General features: G+C 51.5%; 13 protein-coding genes and 1 pseudogene. 11 read left to right on the top strand and 3 right to left on the bottom strand.

Going from position 1 to position 17279, the window contains the following annotated elements; genetic code table 11:
- The first annotated feature begins 74 nt into the window (after window positions 1-74).
- The 6 genes and pseudogenes from C7K08_RS09320 to istB all read left to right on the top strand — a co-directional run.
- Complete coding sequence (locus tag C7K08_RS09320; RefSeq protein WP_106500361.1) at window positions 75-1337, top strand: metallophosphoesterase family protein; 1263 nt, start codon at window positions 75-77, stop codon at window positions 1335-1337.
- Entirely contained in the window at window positions 1334-4846 is a 3513-nt protein-coding gene (locus C7K08_RS09315) for a YhaN family protein (RefSeq protein ID WP_106500360.1), read from the top strand. Before C7K08_RS09320 ends, C7K08_RS09315 begins: the two co-directional genes overlap by 4 nt.
- 319 nt (window positions 4847-5165) lie before the next feature.
- The gene (locus tag C7K08_RS09310; RefSeq protein WP_241537183.1) at window positions 5166-6035 is read left to right on the top strand and encodes a protein rep; all 870 of its coding nucleotides are present in this window, start codon (window positions 5166-5168) and stop codon (window positions 6033-6035) included.
- 276 nt (window positions 6036-6311) lie between these two features.
- Window positions 6312-6503: a hypothetical protein gene (locus C7K08_RS15485; RefSeq protein ID WP_133165207.1), complete on the top strand. Its 192-nt coding sequence runs from the start codon at window positions 6312-6314 to the stop codon at window positions 6501-6503.
- Window positions 6504-7894: 1391 nt separating this feature from the next.
- Window positions 7895-9613: an IS21 family transposase gene (istA, locus tag C7K08_RS16650; protein ID WP_106500358.1), complete on the top strand. Its 1719-nt coding sequence runs from the start codon at window positions 7895-7897 to the stop codon at window positions 9611-9613.
- Window positions 9513-10175 (top strand): annotated as a pseudogene (gene istB / locus C7K08_RS09300) (IS21-like element helper ATPase IstB); the annotation flags it as partial. The gene istA and the pseudogene istB, both read left to right, overlap by 101 nt.
- A gap of 109 nt (window positions 10176-10284) precedes the next feature.
- On the opposite strand, the gene C7K08_RS09295 reads toward istB, so the two are convergent.
- A complete protein-coding gene (locus C7K08_RS09295) occupies window positions 10285-10503 on the bottom strand; it encodes a hypothetical protein (RefSeq protein WP_106500356.1) in 219 nt (72 codons plus the stop codon).
- A gap of 44 nt (window positions 10504-10547) precedes the next feature.
- Between C7K08_RS09295 and purT the strand changes: the two genes are divergently transcribed.
- Entirely contained in the window at window positions 10548-11780 is a 1233-nt protein-coding gene (gene purT, locus C7K08_RS09290; RefSeq protein WP_106500355.1) for a formate-dependent phosphoribosylglycinamide formyltransferase, read from the top strand.
- A gap of 29 nt (window positions 11781-11809) precedes the next feature.
- Window positions 11810-12271 carry a cupin domain-containing protein gene (locus C7K08_RS09285; protein ID WP_106500354.1) on the top strand — a complete coding sequence of 154 codons (462 nt, stop codon included), beginning with the start codon at window positions 11810-11812 and terminating at the stop codon, window positions 12269-12271.
- A gap of 28 nt (window positions 12272-12299) precedes the next feature.
- Here the strand turns inward: C7K08_RS09285 and C7K08_RS09280 are convergent, their stop codons facing one another.
- A complete protein-coding gene (locus tag C7K08_RS09280) occupies window positions 12300-12680 on the bottom strand; it encodes a cupin domain-containing protein (RefSeq protein WP_106500353.1) in 381 nt (126 codons plus the stop codon).
- An 8-nt stretch (window positions 12681-12688) separates the two neighbouring features.
- Entirely contained in the window at window positions 12689-13693 is a 1005-nt protein-coding gene (locus C7K08_RS09275; protein ID WP_106500352.1) for an NAD(P)-dependent alcohol dehydrogenase, read from the bottom strand.
- A 77-nt stretch (window positions 13694-13770) separates the two neighbouring features.
- On the opposite strand from C7K08_RS09275, the gene C7K08_RS09270 reads away from it, so the two are divergent.
- The 3 genes from C7K08_RS09270 (at window position 13771) to C7K08_RS09260 (ending at window position 17078) form a co-directional block, all read left to right on the top strand.
- Complete coding sequence (locus C7K08_RS09270; RefSeq protein WP_241537182.1) at window positions 13771-15444, top strand: protein adenylyltransferase SelO family protein; 1674 nt, start codon at window positions 13771-13773, stop codon at window positions 15442-15444.
- Between the two features lie 77 nt (window positions 15445-15521).
- Entirely contained in the window at window positions 15522-16448 is a 927-nt protein-coding gene (locus tag C7K08_RS09265; protein WP_241537181.1) for a ubiquinone biosynthesis protein COQ4, read from the top strand.
- A gap of 264 nt (window positions 16449-16712) precedes the next feature.
- Window positions 16713-17078, top strand: a complete 366-nt coding sequence (locus tag C7K08_RS09260; RefSeq protein ID WP_106500350.1) for an AbrB family transcriptional regulator — start codon at window positions 16713-16715, stop codon at window positions 17076-17078.
- The last annotated feature ends 201 nt before the right edge of the window (window positions 17079-17279 follow it).

Here is a 17279-nt window from a genome sequence, read left to right as displayed (position 1 = left end):
GATATATATAGGCCCTTGGCCTCAACAGAAGAATTCTTTCGCTGGCCCTAGCAAGGATCAAACCGTCGTCACCCATGAAATTTATTCACGCTGCCGACCTACACTTGGATAGTCCTTTGAGAGGGCTGGCCAGATACGAAGAAGCACCTGTCGACGAACTTCGAATCGCCACTCGTGAGGCATTTAACAACCTGGTGGAGCTCGCTATTGAGGAGAAGGTTTCCTTTGTCCTGCTGGCTGGCGATCTCTACGACGGAACCTGGCAGGATTTCAGTACTGCAATCTTCCTGGCTAAAAAGCTAGGAGAGCTCGGCAGGGAAGGAATTCGGGTTTTTGGGGTATTAGGCAACCACGACGCCCAAAGTAAACTCACCAAAGAGCTAGAGAAGCCCAAGAACCTCACCCTTTTTCCTGCTGGAAAAGCTACTACAGAGATTCTTGAGGAACTTGAAGTTGCCATACACGGGCAGAGCTTTGATCAGCAGCACGTTGTGGACAATCTCGCTGAAGGTTTTCCTATGGCGAGGCCAGGCCTCTTCAACATCGGCCTGCTGCACACCAGCCTCGATGGCCGAGAGGGCCACGCGAACTATGCACCGTGCAAACTCGATGACCTGAGAGCCAAGGATTACCACTATTGGGCACTTGGCCATGTGCATGCCCACGAAAAGGTTTTGACAGACCCCTGGGTAGTTTTTCCTGGCTGCCTTCAGGGGCGGCATGCCCGCGAGACCGGACCAAAGGGGTGTTGTGTTGTCACCGTCGAGGACGGGCAAGTTGAAAGCGTCGATCACCGGGCCCTAGATGTGATCCGTTGGGCAAGATCAGAAGTGGACCTGAGCCAGGTCAACTCCCTGGAGGGCGTACTGGATAGAGCCGGGAAAGCCATGCGAGAGCTGCTTGATGACGCTGATGATCGCATTGTCGCTACGCGACTTCTCTTTGTGGGAGCCACCAAGGTGCACGGTGAACTCCAGGCAAAGACTCAATGGCTACGCCAAAAGCTCATGCAGCTGGCTGCCGAGCTGAATGCCGATCAGTTATGGATCGAGAAAGTGGTGATCGCTACGACCAGCAAACTTGATCGAGTGGCAGTGCTTTCTGGAGATGGAGCCCTAGGTGGACTAGCTAAAAGCATTATGGAAATCAGCGAGAATCAGGGGGGAGTACGAGGACTTGATATAGCCCTATCGATGTTGAGGGACAAGCTGCCGCCGGAGGTATTTGTCGCGGAGGATGGGTTGAAGATCGATGACGAGATTGTGGTAGCAAGACTCATCCACGAGGCCAAGGAGTTGCTCGTTGGCAAGCTCCTGGAATCGGAGAGTGAATCATGAAAATCAAGCGTCTTGACCTGTTATCTTATGGACCATTTACCAACAAAGTCCTCGATCTAAGCGAGGGAAACCCTGGCCTGCACGTGGTTCTTGGTGCAAATGAGGCCGGCAAGAGCTCTACATTGCGAGCGCTAAAGGCCTGGCTATTTGGTATTGATGCACGCTCCCCAGACAACTTTATCCATGACTTTAGACAGCTTCGAGTAGGAGGCATCCTCGAAACTTCAGGGGGTCAGCAGATCTCCTGCATGAGGCGTAAGGGCAATAAAGATACATTGCTCGACGCCAAGACAGAACAACCTATCGGCGACACCATACTGAGCGATCTCTTGCCAGGGCTTGATGAAAAGCTCTTCTCTCAACTTCACGGCATTGATCATGCCGGGCTTGTGCAAGGAGGTCAGTCTATTCTCGAGCAAAGCGGCGACATCGGGAAGTCATTGTTTGGTGCGGCGTTGGGCACTAAGGGAAAAACTGACCTACTGGGCGAATTGGCATCCGAGGCGGATAAACTCTTCAAGGCCAGGGGCCAGAATCAGATCATCAATGCCGCTGCTGCGGAACTGAAAGAAGCCAGGCGCCAGGAGAAGCATGAATCTGTTTCCGTCAGGAACTGGAAGGATCTTCAGAAGGAATTAAAGCAAGTAGAGAAGGAGCTCGACAGGATTGATGAAGAGCTTGCAGAGGCCAGGCCTTGTAAGAGCAAGCTTGAACGTTTCAACCGGGTAGCGGCTTCCTTGTCAGAACGCCGTGAACTGTTTGATCTTCTAGCTGCCCAGTGCGATTTGGTTTTGCTCCCAGAAGATTTTGGCGCTCGCCGGCAAGGAGCTCTCGATAAAATGGCGCATGCTCGGGAACGTCTACAGAAATCGAGCGCCAAGCTTGAGAGGTATCAACAAGAGGCTAAAGGTCTCAATGTGCCTCAAGGTCTCTTGGACAATCAGGGGGCTATCGAAGACCTTCAGCTTCAGTTAGGCGCTGTTCAGAAATCGATCAAGGACAAGCCTGGACAAGATGCGAAGCGTCGCGATCATCGCAATGCAGCCGAAGATCTGCTCACAGGAATTCGCCCTGACCTCAACCTGGAGACCGTACAGAGCCTGAAGCCACTCCTAAACAGAAAAAAATTTATTGCCAAATTAGCGCAGGACTCGAGTCTTCTGAAGCAAAAAATCGGACAGCTTGATAGCAAACTGCGAGGACTTTTCGACGATAAGAGCAGCCATGAGCAGGAGCTACATGCCATTGCTGGGCCTGGGCAAGATGTGAGCTCGCTAAAGAGCGCAACACTCAATGCACGCAAGTCAGGCGATCTAACAACGATGCTCACCAAAGCACGCGAAACAGTAAGTGATCTAGAGAATGCCTGCTTGCGTGAGTTGTCTCGTCTCGGTCGGTTCGACGGTGGCCTGGAGAAACTCACCGGCTCTTATATGCCCGAGATAGCTGTTTTAGACAAATTCGAGAAGAATTACTATCAGCTGGATGAGCAGATGCGAGAGTTTGATCGACGCAAAATCGAGGCGAGTGAGRAGCTCTGCAAGGCCGAGGACAATCTGAAAACTTTACTTCGCTCAAGCGAAATACCCACTCTTCATGAGTTGCAGGAAGCTCGCGAACATCGGGAGCGAGGTTGGAAGTTAATTCGCCGCAGTTATGTTGATGGAGTGGACATCGGTGCTGCTGCCACTGAGTACTCAGGCAGCAGATATCTCCCCGATGTATTCGAACAGGCTGTGTGTGACGCCGATGATGCCGCTGACAGGTTGCGCCTGGACGCACAGAAAGTACAAGAGCGCATTTTTATAGAAGACCAGATTCAAACCAGGAAAGATCTGATCTCCAAGGTTGAATGCCAACTTGATGATATTGCCATCACCCGAACCAAGCTTGAAGACGAATGGCATGTTGTTTGGCAGGGGATCTCTAGCCAGATAGGTACTCCCAAGGAGATGAAGGAATGGCTGCAGCGTGTAGAGCAGCTTCTCCAGAAAGTCGTACAACTTGAAACAGCAAAGTCTGATGTTTGTTCGCTTGAAGCAATGCGGGCTTCGCACCTTGGAACACTCATTGCGGAGCTTGAGAAACTGGGATATCAGCAGGAAAACAAGTCAAGTGAACTGGAGTTACTTCTTGAGCGCTCCGAACAAATCATTGCTCAACAGCAGAACAAGCAAAGGCGTGAAGGGGAGATCGAGGCTGTCCTGCACAAGCTTGATATCCAGATCGGGAATGCGAATGAAGATCTTCTGCAGGTGAAAGATGAAGATAAGAAATGGGTTTTTAGCTGGTCAGAGGCAGTTGACGGCTTGGGTATTGGGACAACCCCGCAGCCTGAGCTGGCACTGGAAACCATGGACAAGCTAGAAGAGCTTTTCGATGAACTCAAGGAGGCAGACATCGCTCATAAGCGTATCTATGGCATGAATAAGGACGAGGAGCGCTTCTCGTGTGCCGTTTCTCTTGTCGCTAAGAGGATTGGAATTGAGATGGGAGACGCCAATCCAGCAGAAGTGACCCAGAACTTGGTTAAACAACTGGCCAGGGCTCAGGCCGATGCCGCCACCCTAGAAAAGCTTCGAACCCAGATCAATGAGCTTGAGGATGAAGTCGCTGAGGCATGCGAGGACATCAAAATCGCAGATGAATCCTTTGCTGCCCTAAGAACTGAGGCGGGTGTTTCAAGTGATGAAGAGATTCTTCCAGTACAGGAAAGTTCAATATTGAAACGGCAGCGCGCTCACCGAGTAAAGGAGTTAGAGCAGCACCTTCATCAATTTGGGGAGGGCCACAGCATCACTGAGCTAGAGACTGAGGCTTTGGAATTAGATGCAGATCAAGCGAGCGACCAACTTATTAAGTTGCAGTCCAAACTTTTAGAACTTGCGACCGAGCGTGACGTAATGCGCGATAGTAGGAAAGAGTTTCTTGTTCAGATCCACGCCGTTGACGGCTCATCCAAGTCTGCTGAAGCCTCAGAGCTAGCCGAGCAGCTCCTGGCAAGCATTATCCCAGATACAGAGCAATACCTCCGCTACACCATAGCCCGACTTATTCTAGAAGAGCAAATAGAGATCTATCAGAGGAATAATCAGACGCCTGTTCTGAGGCGTGCCAGTGAGTTGTTTAAAAAAATGACCTTGGGTTCTTTCTCTGGTCTGCGCGATGAAATCGATGAGAAAGGTAAACCAATCTTACTAGGAGTTCGCCCTGACAAGACTGAGGTTGGTGTTGATGGAATGAGTGAAGGTACCCGTGATCAGCTCTTTTTGGCCTTACGTCTTTCGACCATAGAACTGCAAGGGGAGCAACAAGAGCGGCTGCCTTTCGTTGTCGACGACATATTGGTTGGGTTTGACGATGAACGCAGCAAGGCTTGCCTTGAAGTTTTGGCCGAGTTTGCCCAAAATTTTCAGGTATTGGTCTTCACCCATCACTCGATGGTGGCGCAAGCTGCTACAGAACTAGGCAACGAGAGTGGCGTGTATGTGCACTTATTGAGCGAGTAGCTACTTTAATCAAAGAGACTCTTGGCTGAAAATTTTTTGCAAATATTAATTTTGCCGTTAGCAATGGGATTCAAGATCTGCTTGCGGCCGGTCTTGATCTCCAACACGTTGCGAAGGATGTGGACTAGCAGAGCAAATTGGAGAAAGCTCCCAGCTTTTCCCCCTCTGATGCATTGTCATGAGCTTTGTGGTAAAAGAAAGCTACAAGTAGTGGTTGCGATCATTGCAGGTAGCGAATGGCACTGCACTGTCCGCCAGCACTCTCCGCGATCCACTGGTCTCTCTTAATCGACATCGGCGCTTCAACAGAGCCGTTGCGATGTGCTTACATCAAGATCCCCTCACGAGAGATACAGCATCTGCGATCGCCAATTGTGCACGCAGACTGAATCTTGAGTTTGAACTAGTCAACGAACAACTGGGGGTACCCAGCATTGTCAATGGGCTGCTGTGCAACAGAAGGTTGTGTCCATTTTGCGAGTGGCGACGGACAAGAACGTGGAGGGCACGACTCCTAAAAGGCCTGGAGGCGTACCATATTGAACAAAATAAGAGCTCAGCAATATTTCTCACTCTTACGGTAAGAAACTGCCAGATCTATGAACTTAGACACACCATAAAACAGATGCACTTAGCATTTAAACGTCTAACACTCATTAGAGGATTCCCTGGGCGTGCCTGGTTTCGACGCACTGAAGTAACTGTTAACAAGGGATTGCGTCTAGGTAGCCCACTATTAGGCTCAAGCCTGCATCCGCACATCCATGCGCTCTTACTTGTACGCCCCTCCTACTGGAGCAGGGACTATTGGACTCAATTAAAATGGCAGCAAGAATGGCAAATGGCGGCCAGACTTGATTACACGCCAATTATCGACATTAGAAAAGCAAAGTCAAAGCCTGGTGTGACGCAGCGAGATATAAACATTGCACCCATACTCGAAGCGGCAAAGTACACAACTAAGGCAACCGACCTGCTTGGTCTTGGCGAGCTGTTGCCGGCCTTCAATTCAGAAATGAAACACCTGCGGCTTTATGGCGTCTCTGGCAAATTGCGCCAATACATTAAAACGCGAGAGCCAGAACCTGAAGAGCTTTTCGATTCAAGCCTTATTGATACCAAGGTACAAAAATTCTCGGCCGTTGCAAGCTGGTTTGATTCAATTCAAGAGTATCAGTTTACTCTCTAGATAAATAACGATTAGGTATTGGCAGCAGTTKCGGCAGGCAATACCTCAGTGGCGTAGGGGTGTTTAGGCCGTAATCGCCGTAGTTACGTTTATCTACTCTCCCACCACCACAGCGGAGGGGGGACGTCCCATGCTGCGCACGGCCCTGCCGTGCGACGGTTTGGGCGCCCCTCCGTAGCGGCAAGATCAGGAATCTGGCAGTGTTCTGCCTTCTCTTGATAAGCCAGCATTTTGAGAAGCCCTGAAAATTTCACCACTCTGAGCGTGAAGCCCCCTGTGATCGGTGACTTACAGGAAAGGGGAACAGCTTTTGGAGGCGTTTATGCCTCCTATTTAAAAGTACGTGGCGTCTTGTTTCTAGGATTTTTATTTAACAATACATACCAAAATGCACTTGAGCCAACAGCATCAGGACTCCTACCTGTCAGCAAAGACAGCATCATAATCAACAATTTTATTATCCAATAAGGCGTGTAAAAGCATTTTCACAGCTTTAATAATGAAAGAGTGTGTATATCATGCTTTCTTGCYGTATATCCCGCCCATGCCAAATACCCGAACAGCTATTCGCTGGGCTGAAATCGTAGAAGCATGTGCYGTAAGGGTAGTGGCGATGCCTATTGGCGATGAGGAAGAGTTATAGATTTACTTGGAGGACGTGATGATAGAAAGTTTTGACTAGAACATAAAACCTACAGTAGCCGCCAGGAAAGATGTCAACCTTTGGAAGCATTCTACGCCTTCCATGCCAAGGTTACTTGGAAGCTTGTTGCTAGCGTTTCTAATAATTTATCAATCCATACCAAATCATTAGAAGCCAACTGCATATGAATCCTTTCGCTGCAACTAAAAGCTTGCCAATAGCTTTAATGCTGAAATACCGCTTATTTTAAGTTTTATTGTTAGACGTTTCGGCCTTGACAATTACCCTGACAGCTATTCTCTGAGCCTGAAATTGCAGAAGAATGGGCTGTAAGGGTTGTTGCGCTGAATCACATGGCGGAGGAGTAAGAGTTATAGGTTCTGCTGATAAAGGTATCCACTAAGGTTTCAATTAACAGGGGTGACATCTTTCCTGCCAGGGGGRATACGAGCRCTATMTTTTAAGTAAAGATGGRAACTCAAAATGAGGAGACTKACCCTGTCGGCATTGTTAGGCATGGTGCTGCTTTCTTCTGAGGTTGTCGCAGCAGTGTTACSCAGGAAGATTGGTGTCTGCTCAGAGACATTTGTAAAAGAAATCAACTACAGGCTTGCTTCTGTGGATGCTAATGAGGTGTATATCCCTGTCCCTGGCTCAGGTTCAAGCAGTACCTTCACCAATGGCGGCTACCAGGTCTCCTATGAGACCGTCGGCGCGATCCACAGAAGCAGGCGCGACGACAAAGTCAGAATGTGCCTGATATTCATTCCTGACTGCTCCCACGCCAGACCTAGTGACAAGAGAGGAAGGGTCTACAGAACGACCAACCTCAGAACCAGCGAGAGCTGGACACTTCCAGACAGCCAGCACAGCTGTGGTGGAGCATGACGAAGCGCTGCAAGGTCTAAACCTCTTTCTGTCATCAGTTCATTTACTTTTCTGGCTGATGAGTTAGTCAACACAGATGCTCAACCCGCGGCTTGAGGTCTGCGGCATATGCAGCCGATTAGTAGGCAACGCTGCCGTTTGTGCTTGAACTGGTGCAGGAGCAAGTCGCCGATGTCAGCGCGTGATGAGGTGAGGCTAAACCTGCAGTAGACGTGGCTTTACTGTCCTTGATTGTTTGACGACAATTAGGTAGGCGGGTCGCGCCAACTAGATAGGCGGGTCTCAGGACGCGACAACAGGGCTCCGATCACGGTCTGGAGCTCCAGCGATGCCCGCCCCTCTGTCGTTGCGGATCAAGGAGCGGTACATGGCCAAACGGGCCAGTGGCCTCGCTCAGCAGGTGGCTGCTGATGCGGTCGGCATTTCGGTGCGCAGCGCCCAGCGCATTGACCGTGGTGAGCTGCAGGCCAGTGCTCAACAGCAGCAGATTGGCCGGAACTGGCGCACCCGCGCTGACCCTCTTGCCGGCGTCTGGGACAGCGTGCTGGTGCCGATGCTTGAGAAGGCACCGCAGCTGGAGCCTCAGACCCTGCTGCTGCACCTGGAGCAGACCTTTCCCGATCAGGAGTGGTACCGGCGCAAGCGCACCCTGCAGCGGCGAGTGGAGAACTGGAAAGCGCTGCATGGCCCTGCTCAGGAGGTGATGTTCATGCAGCACCACCAACCCGGTGTGACGGGCATCTCCGATTTCACGCTGCTCAAGGGAAAGCCGATCACCATCGCCGGGGCGGTGCTCGAGCACCGGCTGTTCCACTTCCGCCTTCCCTACTCCGGTTGGTGTCATGTGGAGGTGATCCACGGCGGTGAGAGCTTTGTCGCCCTGGCCGAGGCGCTGCAGAACGCTCTGGAAGCCTGCGGCGGGGTGCCGGCTGAGCACCGCACCGACAGCCTCAGCGCCTGCTTTCGCAACCGCGACGGCAGCTACGCCGGCGACTACACCAGCCGTTATCGCGAGCTCTGCGCCCACCTGGGCGTGATCGCCACGCGCAACAACCGCGGCGTGGCCCACGAGAACGGAGCGATCGAGGGCCCGCACCGGCACTGGAAACACCGGCTGGAGCAGCAGCTGATTCAGCGCGGCAGCCGCGACTTTTCAACCGAGACGGAGTACCGGCAATTGGTGGCATGCGTCAGCGCCACGCTCAACAGCCGCACCGAGGTCAAAGGACGGCTCGAGATCGAGCAGCTGCACCTGCAGCCGCTGCCCATCGAGCGTTTTGCCGATTACGACCCGCTGGTGGTGCGGGTGCGCAGCACCAGCACGATCGAGGTGCGGCAGGTCACCTACAGCGTCCCCTCACGGCTGATCGGTCAGCAGCTGACGGTTCACCTGCGCCATGACCGGCTGGATCTGTTCCTGCGCAGTCAGTTCGTTGAAACCCTGCCGCGGCTGCACGGCCAAAAGGGTCAGAAGGCACTGCGGCGCATTGATTTCCGCCATGTGATCGAGAGCCTGCGCCGTAAACCCAGAGCCCTGCTGCGCGCCCAGCTGCAGGACGACCTCATCCCTGGCGAGAGCTGGCGGCAGTTGTGGCGTCAGCTGCTGGCGGCCCTGCCACCGGATGAGGCCGCCAAGGTCATGGTCGACGCCCTCCATGTGGCCGCCCGCAGCGATGACCTGGTCGGTGTGGAGCGGTATCTGCGGCGTCAGCTGCGCAGCGGCGCCATCAACCTCACAGCTCTACGCGAGCACTACGGCCTGCGGCCGCCGCGGGGCCTGGCGGCCCTGCCCCAACTCCAGATTCCAGAACACCAACTGAGCAGCTATGACGAACTCCTGGGCCGAGCCACCGAGCCGGCCGGCACTGGAGAGTGCCCTGCCATCCCTTCTCAAGCAGCTGAAACTGGCGCAGTTCCGCAGCCAGTGGCAGGCAGCCGAGCAGCAGGCACAAGCCGACGGTTGGACGCCAGCCAGTTACCTCTACGTGCTGGCGGAGCAGGAGCACCAGCAGCGGCATCAAGCACGGCTGCGGCGGTTGTTGCATGAGGCCCAGCTGCCCGTACCCAAAACCCTGGCCGACCTTGACTGGGACGCCAACCCTGACCTGAACAGGACACAGATCGAGCAGCTGGCCCATGACACCGGCTGGCTTGACCGTGCCGAAAACCTGCTGCTGTTTGGCCCCAGTGGCGTGGGCAAAACCCACCTTGCAGCGGGCATCTGCCGCAGCCTGATCGGCCTGGATCGCTCAGCGCGGTTTTTCACCGCCACGACGCTGGTGCAGGAGCTGCAACGCGCCAAGGCTGACTACACCCTGGCCAAGGCGCTCAACAAGCTCGATCGCTATGCCCTGCTCGTCATTGACGACATTGGCTACGTCCGCAAGGACGAGGCCGAGACCTCGGTGCTGTTTGAGCTGGTGATGCACCGTTACGAGCGCAGGTCGTTGCTGGTGACCAGCAACCAGCCGTTCAGCGAGTGGGAGAACGTCTTCTCAACCAGCGCCATGACCGTGGCAGCGGTGGACCGGCTTGTGGATCACAGCACGATCATCCAGATCAATGGCGAGAGCTACCGCCGCAAACGGGCACGGCGTTTAGCGTCGTGACCAGGCGTCAATTACCCGCCAACAGAGCCCCAAAGGCAGCGCGGCCCAACCCCCTGCCATGGCAGGGGGTTGGGGGCTCCTACCCGCCTACGTAATTGACGCCAGCCGCCTACGTAGTTGACACCGGGCAGGCAGGAGCTGTTGAATTACATACGTTCTGTTTGGCTGCCCAATGGGGGTTACCACAACCCATTACACACCCCCTCAACGCCATCAAATCCTTAACGGCAAAACGAACATCAGCCAAAATCGGTGATTTRTGCATCAATGCAGCCTGTTCCCCAAGGTTCAAACGACGGGTCCAGATCGGATCAGGCTGGGTTTGCATACAAGCTGGGTGGGGTTTAAGTAGAAAGATCAAAGCATCGGCTAATGATGAATCCAGCTAGCGATTTCACTCTTCCCCGCACTCTGATGCTGCTTGGCAGTGGCGAATTGGGCAAGGAGGTGGCAATAGCTGCAAAAAGGCTTGGCTGCCGCGTAATTGCAGTKGATAGTTATGGGGGTGCACCGGCTATGCAAGTGGCAGATGAAGCTGCCGTGGTGGCGATGGGCAATCCAAACGCGCTGAAGGCAGTTATMCGCGCCCATAAACCGGATGTGGTTGTTCCAGAAATTGAGGCTTTAGCGGTTGATGCCCTTAGTGAACTTGAGGCAGAAGGGATCACCGTTATCCCAACAGCTCGGGCCACGGCGGTAACGATGAATCGCAACAGAATCCGCAACCTGGCGGCCGATGAATTAGGGCTACGCACTGCCCGCTTTGCCTATGCCAAGAGCAGCRCTGAATTAGCAGCAGCAGCACAAGATCTCGGCTGGCCTGTGGTGGTAAAACCGGTTATGAGCTCCTCCGGAAAGGGGCAAAGTGTGGTGGATACACCAGAGGCAATCACTGCTGCGTGGRAATACGCGATGGCAGGCGCCCGGGGYGAAAGCAACTTAGTAATAGTTGAGGAATATTTGCATTTTGAATTGGAGATCACACTTTTAACCGTGAAGCAATGGAAYGGCCCAACACTATTTTGTCCACCGATCGGCCAYATACAGGAACGGGGMGACTACCAATGCAGCTGGCAACCAGCTGAAATACCCKTAGAGAGCTTGCAAAAAGCCAAAGAAATGGCATTAGCTATTACCAATAATCTTGGTGGGGCTGGCCTATTTGGGGTTGAGTTTTTCCTATGCCGCACTGATGATAATTCAGCTRCAGCRMAACAATTTGARGTGGTTTTTTCAGAACTTTCACCTCGGCCCCAYGACACTGGCCTTGTAACACTTGTTGGACAAAATCTTAGCCAGTTTGAACTACACTTAAGGGCTATATTTGGCCTACCAATACCAGCAATTAATAGCCTTGGAGCGGCAGCAAGCCGTGTAATTTTAGCTGATAGTTTAGGWGCGCCTGTTAGCTACAGCGGCATCGARGCAGCCCTAGCCGAAATTGAYAACGAAATATTAATATTTGGCAAGRAAGAAGCAAGGCCCCAAAGACGGATGGGAGTGGCATTAGCCCGTGGAAGCAATGAAACTGAAGCACGCCGCAAGGCGGATGCAGCTGCCGCTCAAGTGAAAGTAAACGTGCAGCCTAGTAGTGTTGTTGCGTAAATCACTAATTACCGATAAGGAAACSTTGCATGTTTAAAAAGATTGCTGCTGTTGGTTTTTTTGTTTTGATKGCCGCTRGCTCAGCCCTTGCAAAACCAGAGCTTGGTAAAGACAACGGCAAAAWGCCGTGGGTAGTTAATATTGATRAGATCACAACATTAAATACAAATTTTCGTACCACCCATTGGACGGGTAAAAACCTTCAGCTAACAGTTATGTCGTTAAAAGCAGGYGAAGAAATCGGTTTAGAAAAGCACGATGTKGGCGATCAATTCATACGTGTTGAAGAGGGTAATGCCCGTGTTGTRATGGGTGCAACCAAGAACAAAATGACATTCGACAAAAAAGTATCGGCAGACTGGGCAATTCTAATACCAAGTGGCTACTGGCATAATATTATMAATATCGGCGAYAARCCCCTCAAGGTTTATGTTCTTTACGCGCCACCTGAGCACCCCGCTGGCACAATARACAAAACATTTAAACATTAAATCCATATACAAAGCAACTAAATTCTATTTAAAKATTACGCAATACCTCTAGATCCTCAGCATCGAGCGGCGTTGGCACCCCAGCGCGTARTAGCCGGGCGAACTCACCGCCGTCATTTGCTAGCAAAGTAATCAAATAAACGCGCCCCGGACCCGGATTTTCAAAATCATGGGAARCATCGGGAGGTGTWACAACACTATCTCCACCACGGGCCAAGATCGCCCCTTCATCGGTGTGAAAGATCACCTCACCACGAAGCACGCGATCACCAGGATCATGGATTTCCAGAAACCAGGTAAATGATCCCCCACACATCTCAGGATCAACCAAAATCGCTAAACGGCAATGGTCATTGCKGTTAAAACGAAAACCCTCCAGCTCATCAACRTTGCTAAATTTTAGTTTCATAGAAGAGGTTAATTTCCAATTAGATCAAGAACAAAGCGATAACGCACATCGCCCCTTTGCAAACGTTCAACCGCTTCATTAACACGATTGATCGGCAGGTGCTCAACCTGCGGGCGAATGTTATGACGCACACAGAAATCAACCATTTTYAGCAAACTAGCTGGGGATGAAGTGGGGCTACCGGTGATGGAACGCCTTGCCATTATCAAATCAAAAGCACCAACTTGAATTGGTTCAATAACKGCTCCTAATTGGTGCAAGCGCCCAAGGGGGGCAAGGGATGCCATCACARCAGCCCAATCAAGCGAATGATTAACAGTATTAATAATAAGGTCGAACTTACCGGCCAAATTAGATAGCTGATCAATTGATTCCACCTGGTGGGCACCAAATCGCTTTGCTTCCTCCGTTTTAGATAAGTTGGTTGTGATTGCAGTTACCTCACATCCCCAGGCCCTGGCGAACTGGAGGGCTATGTGCCCCAAACCGCCAATGCCAATAACAGCCACATGGGCTGTTGGTGAAACCGCTTCATCGATTAATGGCGAAAATACTGTTATSCCAGCRCAGAAAAGAGGCCCGGCAACTCCAGGATCAATGCCCTCGGGCAGGGGGATTGCCCAATCTTGATGGGCTGTTACATGACTTGCAAAGCCACCCTGACGGCCAACGATCGTKGCCTCCAATGACGCACAAAGATTACCCGTACCGCCAAGACATTGAATGCAATGACAACAGCTACCACTGATCCAGCCAAGCCCACGCAACTCGCCAATCACATCGGGGTTAACGGCGCTGCCAACACTCACAACCCTGCCCACAACCTCATGGCCAGGTATCAGTGGGTAACTAGTTAWGCCCCAATGGTTATTGAGCATYGAGAGGTCGCTGTGGCATAAACCGCAATGCAACACCTCCAGCACTARTTCGTTGGCAGCCGGCTCAAGCWGTGGKCGCTCTGCAGCTTGCAATTTGSCACCAGCTTCACTTGCTTGCCAAACAGTTATGSCCATTGTTGCTACTTATTTGCCAAGATASYTASCTTARCGGTTTTGCTTAGCCAAAGCAGCTCAAAACTCAGAAAAAACCAGTGCACCTAACAAATTTTGCTGAGTTTGCTCAACAGGCTGATTATTCGCTGCTGGATTCGCTTAATGCAGATCCYCAAGCAACTAGCGATGGCAACGATCACAGGCCACGGCAGGTGTTCAGCGGTCACTATGTGCCCGTAAMGCCAACSCCGCTTCCARAGCCGGAATATGTGGCCCACAGCAGCACGCTTTTCAACGAACTRGGGCTAAGCGAAGAGCTTGTTAATAATGAAAAGTTCAGTCGTTTGTTTTCTGCTGATATCAGCGTTGCGCAGGAGCCGATGCGCCCATATGGCTGGGCAACCGGATATGCCCTATCGATATATGGGAGCGAATATATCCAACAATGYCCATTTGGCACCGGCAACGGCTACGGCGATGGCCGAGCCATATCTGTGTTTGAAGGCTTGTTCAATGGAAGCCGGTGGGAGATGCAATTAAAGGGCGGTGGGCCCACCCCCTATTGCCGTGGCGCAGATGGAAGGGCTGTGCTGCGCTCAAGCGTGCGTGAATTTTTGGCCCAAGAATTTATGCATGCCTTGGGGGTTCCCAGCTCACGCTCCCTAACGTTGTATGTGTCGCACAGCGAACAAGTAAGCAGGCCCTGGTATTCAGCAAATTCCAGTTCCTTTGATCCCAACATCATGGTGAAYAACCCTGCGGCGATCACCACAAGGGTGGCAGCATCATTTCTGCGGGTGGGTCAATTGGAACTATTTGCCCGCAGGGTTCGCAGCAATGCCCATCCAAATGCATTGAACGAGCTGCAGATGATCGTGATGCATYTGATCGAACGCAACTACCGCCAGGAAATTGATCGGAATTTGGATTTCAGCGATCAGGTARTAGAGCTGGCGAGATTATTTCGAGCACGGCTCGCTGCATTGGTAGCCAACTGGATTCGGATTGGCTACTGCCAAGGCAATTTCAACAGCGACAATTGCGCCGCTGGTGGTTWCACCCTCGACTATGGGCCATTTGGTTTCTGCGAACTCTTTGAGCCAAGATTTCAACCCTGGACCGGSGGCGGTGAGCATTTCAGCTTCTTTAACCAGTCGCTWGCGGCTGAAGCCAACTACCAAATGTTTTGGTTAGCACTAAGGCCGCTGCTTGAGGGCAACAGCAATGCWMTAGCCAGATTGGATCTGATTCGAGAGGGATTTGGTGAGGTTATGGATAGGGAAATAGAAGCSATGTGGGCTAGCAAGCTYGGTTTAATCAACTACAACGCTCAACTTGTAAATGAGCTGGTTCAGTTGATGTTCAGCTCCAAAGCCGACTACACCATCCTATTTCGGCAGCTTTCTGAACTCCCAGAGCAATTTGCAGCTCTGCAGGAAAGCTTTTACCTGCCTTGCCCRGAGGAGCTTAAAAGTAAATGGACAAATTGGCTGCAACGCTGGCGCGACGAGATCAAAACCAACGGCAACCCARAGGAAACMWCCGCAGCTATGCARAKGGTTAAYCCTAAATACACTTGGCGCGAATGGCTGATCGTTCCCGCCTATGARAAAGCTGCCCAAGCTGATTACAGCCTAATCAAAGAGCTGCAGGCGGTATTCAGCAATCCCTACACGGAGCAATCAGCGGAACTAAACGCGAAATACAACCGTCTCAGGCCCAAGGAGTATTTTAGTGCTGGAGGCGTTTCCCACTACAGCTGTTCTTCGTAAAGATGTCTATAAACCCCAGCCGKAAGCTTTCCGCAAACCTACGCGAATGTTTGGCAAACGCCGGCTTGGCTTCTTTAATGACGGTTGCACGCTTAAAAGGTGAGCCATCAGAGCGGGCGCTTACGGGTATTCGGGCAATTCGAGACCATCTGCTTAAGGTTGAAAAAGAGCTTGATGATCTCCCGAGCCTCCAACCMGAGGAGATGGCAAAAGCAATCACAAACTGTGATCCAGATCCTGAATGGCGTGARCGCATTCTGCGGGGGATGACTTTGGTGGCCATGTTTGATGGGGAGCCATCAGCCTCGGCTTTAAACCTGCTGGAGCAAACGGCAAAAGCATTTCAAGTTGAGGCCAATCCCGTTAATACCTATCGCAATGTGATGGAGGGAAGAATGCTGGCCACTCGATTTGACCTGATGCGCAGRAGCTTTGTTCGCGATGCTGTTGCAGCCACGATGAAGGCTGGTGGATTACCAATGTTTGCCGCAACCCTTAAAGCGCTTAGCGGTGTGCGTGATGAAACAGTTCTAAAGCGGTTTGAATCACTAAAACACTACCCAGATGAAAGCTTTGGCAAGGCTTATTCGGAATTTCTCGATCGMAATAATTTTAATTACCCYGGYGATAYTGGTGGCATACCAATTCCTGTTTTCCGACACGACTGCTGCCATGTTTTAGGTGGATACGGAACAACAGCAGCTGAGGAGGGCGCTGTGATTGGATTCCAGGCGGGTTTCGAAGGYTTGGATCCCTTTGATGTTTTAATGTTTGCGATGGCRGAGTTTGAACTTGGYATTGGTGTTTCACCRTTCATACCCGGTGAATTTGGAAAACTTGATCCGGAACGGATGTTTGCGGGTATGGAGCATGGCAGTTGTGTTAAYACAGATCTAATAAGGGATATTGATCCTTGGGACTACTTTGAAGAGCCCCTAGAAACCGTGCGTACCAMGTTCAACATAGTTAAACGTGGGCGTGARCCTGAGTATCCAGCCGCTTAACTGAAGCCCCCATTGCGTTTACCAAAARCCCTTGGAGTGGAGCCAAAGGCCGAGGAGMSCCATAGGCACCAATACGGCGCCAAGAATTTGCAATTTGATGGCAAACGGCGAGGGTTGCTTTTTAAGCGCCATGGAAATAGAAGGCAATTAAGTAATTTTAGCCAKCATAGGCCTTGTATTGCCTCTCCCAGGCATTTTGATCAACAGATACTTGCACATAACTTGCAGAGTGATAGATTATGARTGCACCAAATCGCTCACCTCATGCTCACTGGATCAGAACTACTGGCAGCTGTTAAGGAATTTGGCGACGGCTCTAAATCTGCTCTGGTTAAATCCTGCGGTTACGTAAGCAAAAAAAAGGATGGCTCCGACAGGCTTAATTTCACCGCCTTCTATGARGCATTGCTAGAAGCYAAAGGTGTRAACCTTGGTGATGGCGGYCAGGTAGGTAAAGGTGGCCGCAAGCTCAGCTTTGTTGCAACCGTGCAGGGAAATGGCAATTTATTGATCGGTAAGGCCTACACGGCAATGCTTGATCTAAAGCCCGGCGATGATTTTGATATCAAGCTTGGCCGTAAGCAGATTCGCCTCAAGCCAGTTGGAAGCACAGAAGAAGAAGATGATTGATCTGAAAATCCTTCCACCAATGAGCTGGTAGCAAAAGCAATAACGGCCGTTTGCTACTAGGCATTTATTCAGGTTCCATCTTGTTTTTATTGTTCAGATGGAACCTGAATTTTGTTTCTTGCCACCAGAACTGCTGATTTTGCATTGCAGCAAGCATGCTGATGCCTTTATTGCTGCTACTGCGATTAGGGAGCAAAAAAG

The organism is Synechococcus lacustris str. Tous (genome assembly GCF_003011125.1).
In the GTDB taxonomy this organism is placed as follows: domain Bacteria; phylum Cyanobacteriota; class Cyanobacteriia; order PCC-6307; family Cyanobiaceae; genus Synechococcus_D; species Synechococcus_D lacustris.
Note: the sequence above shows the minus strand (reverse complement) of the source record. Positions and strands in the feature narration are given on the sequence as shown.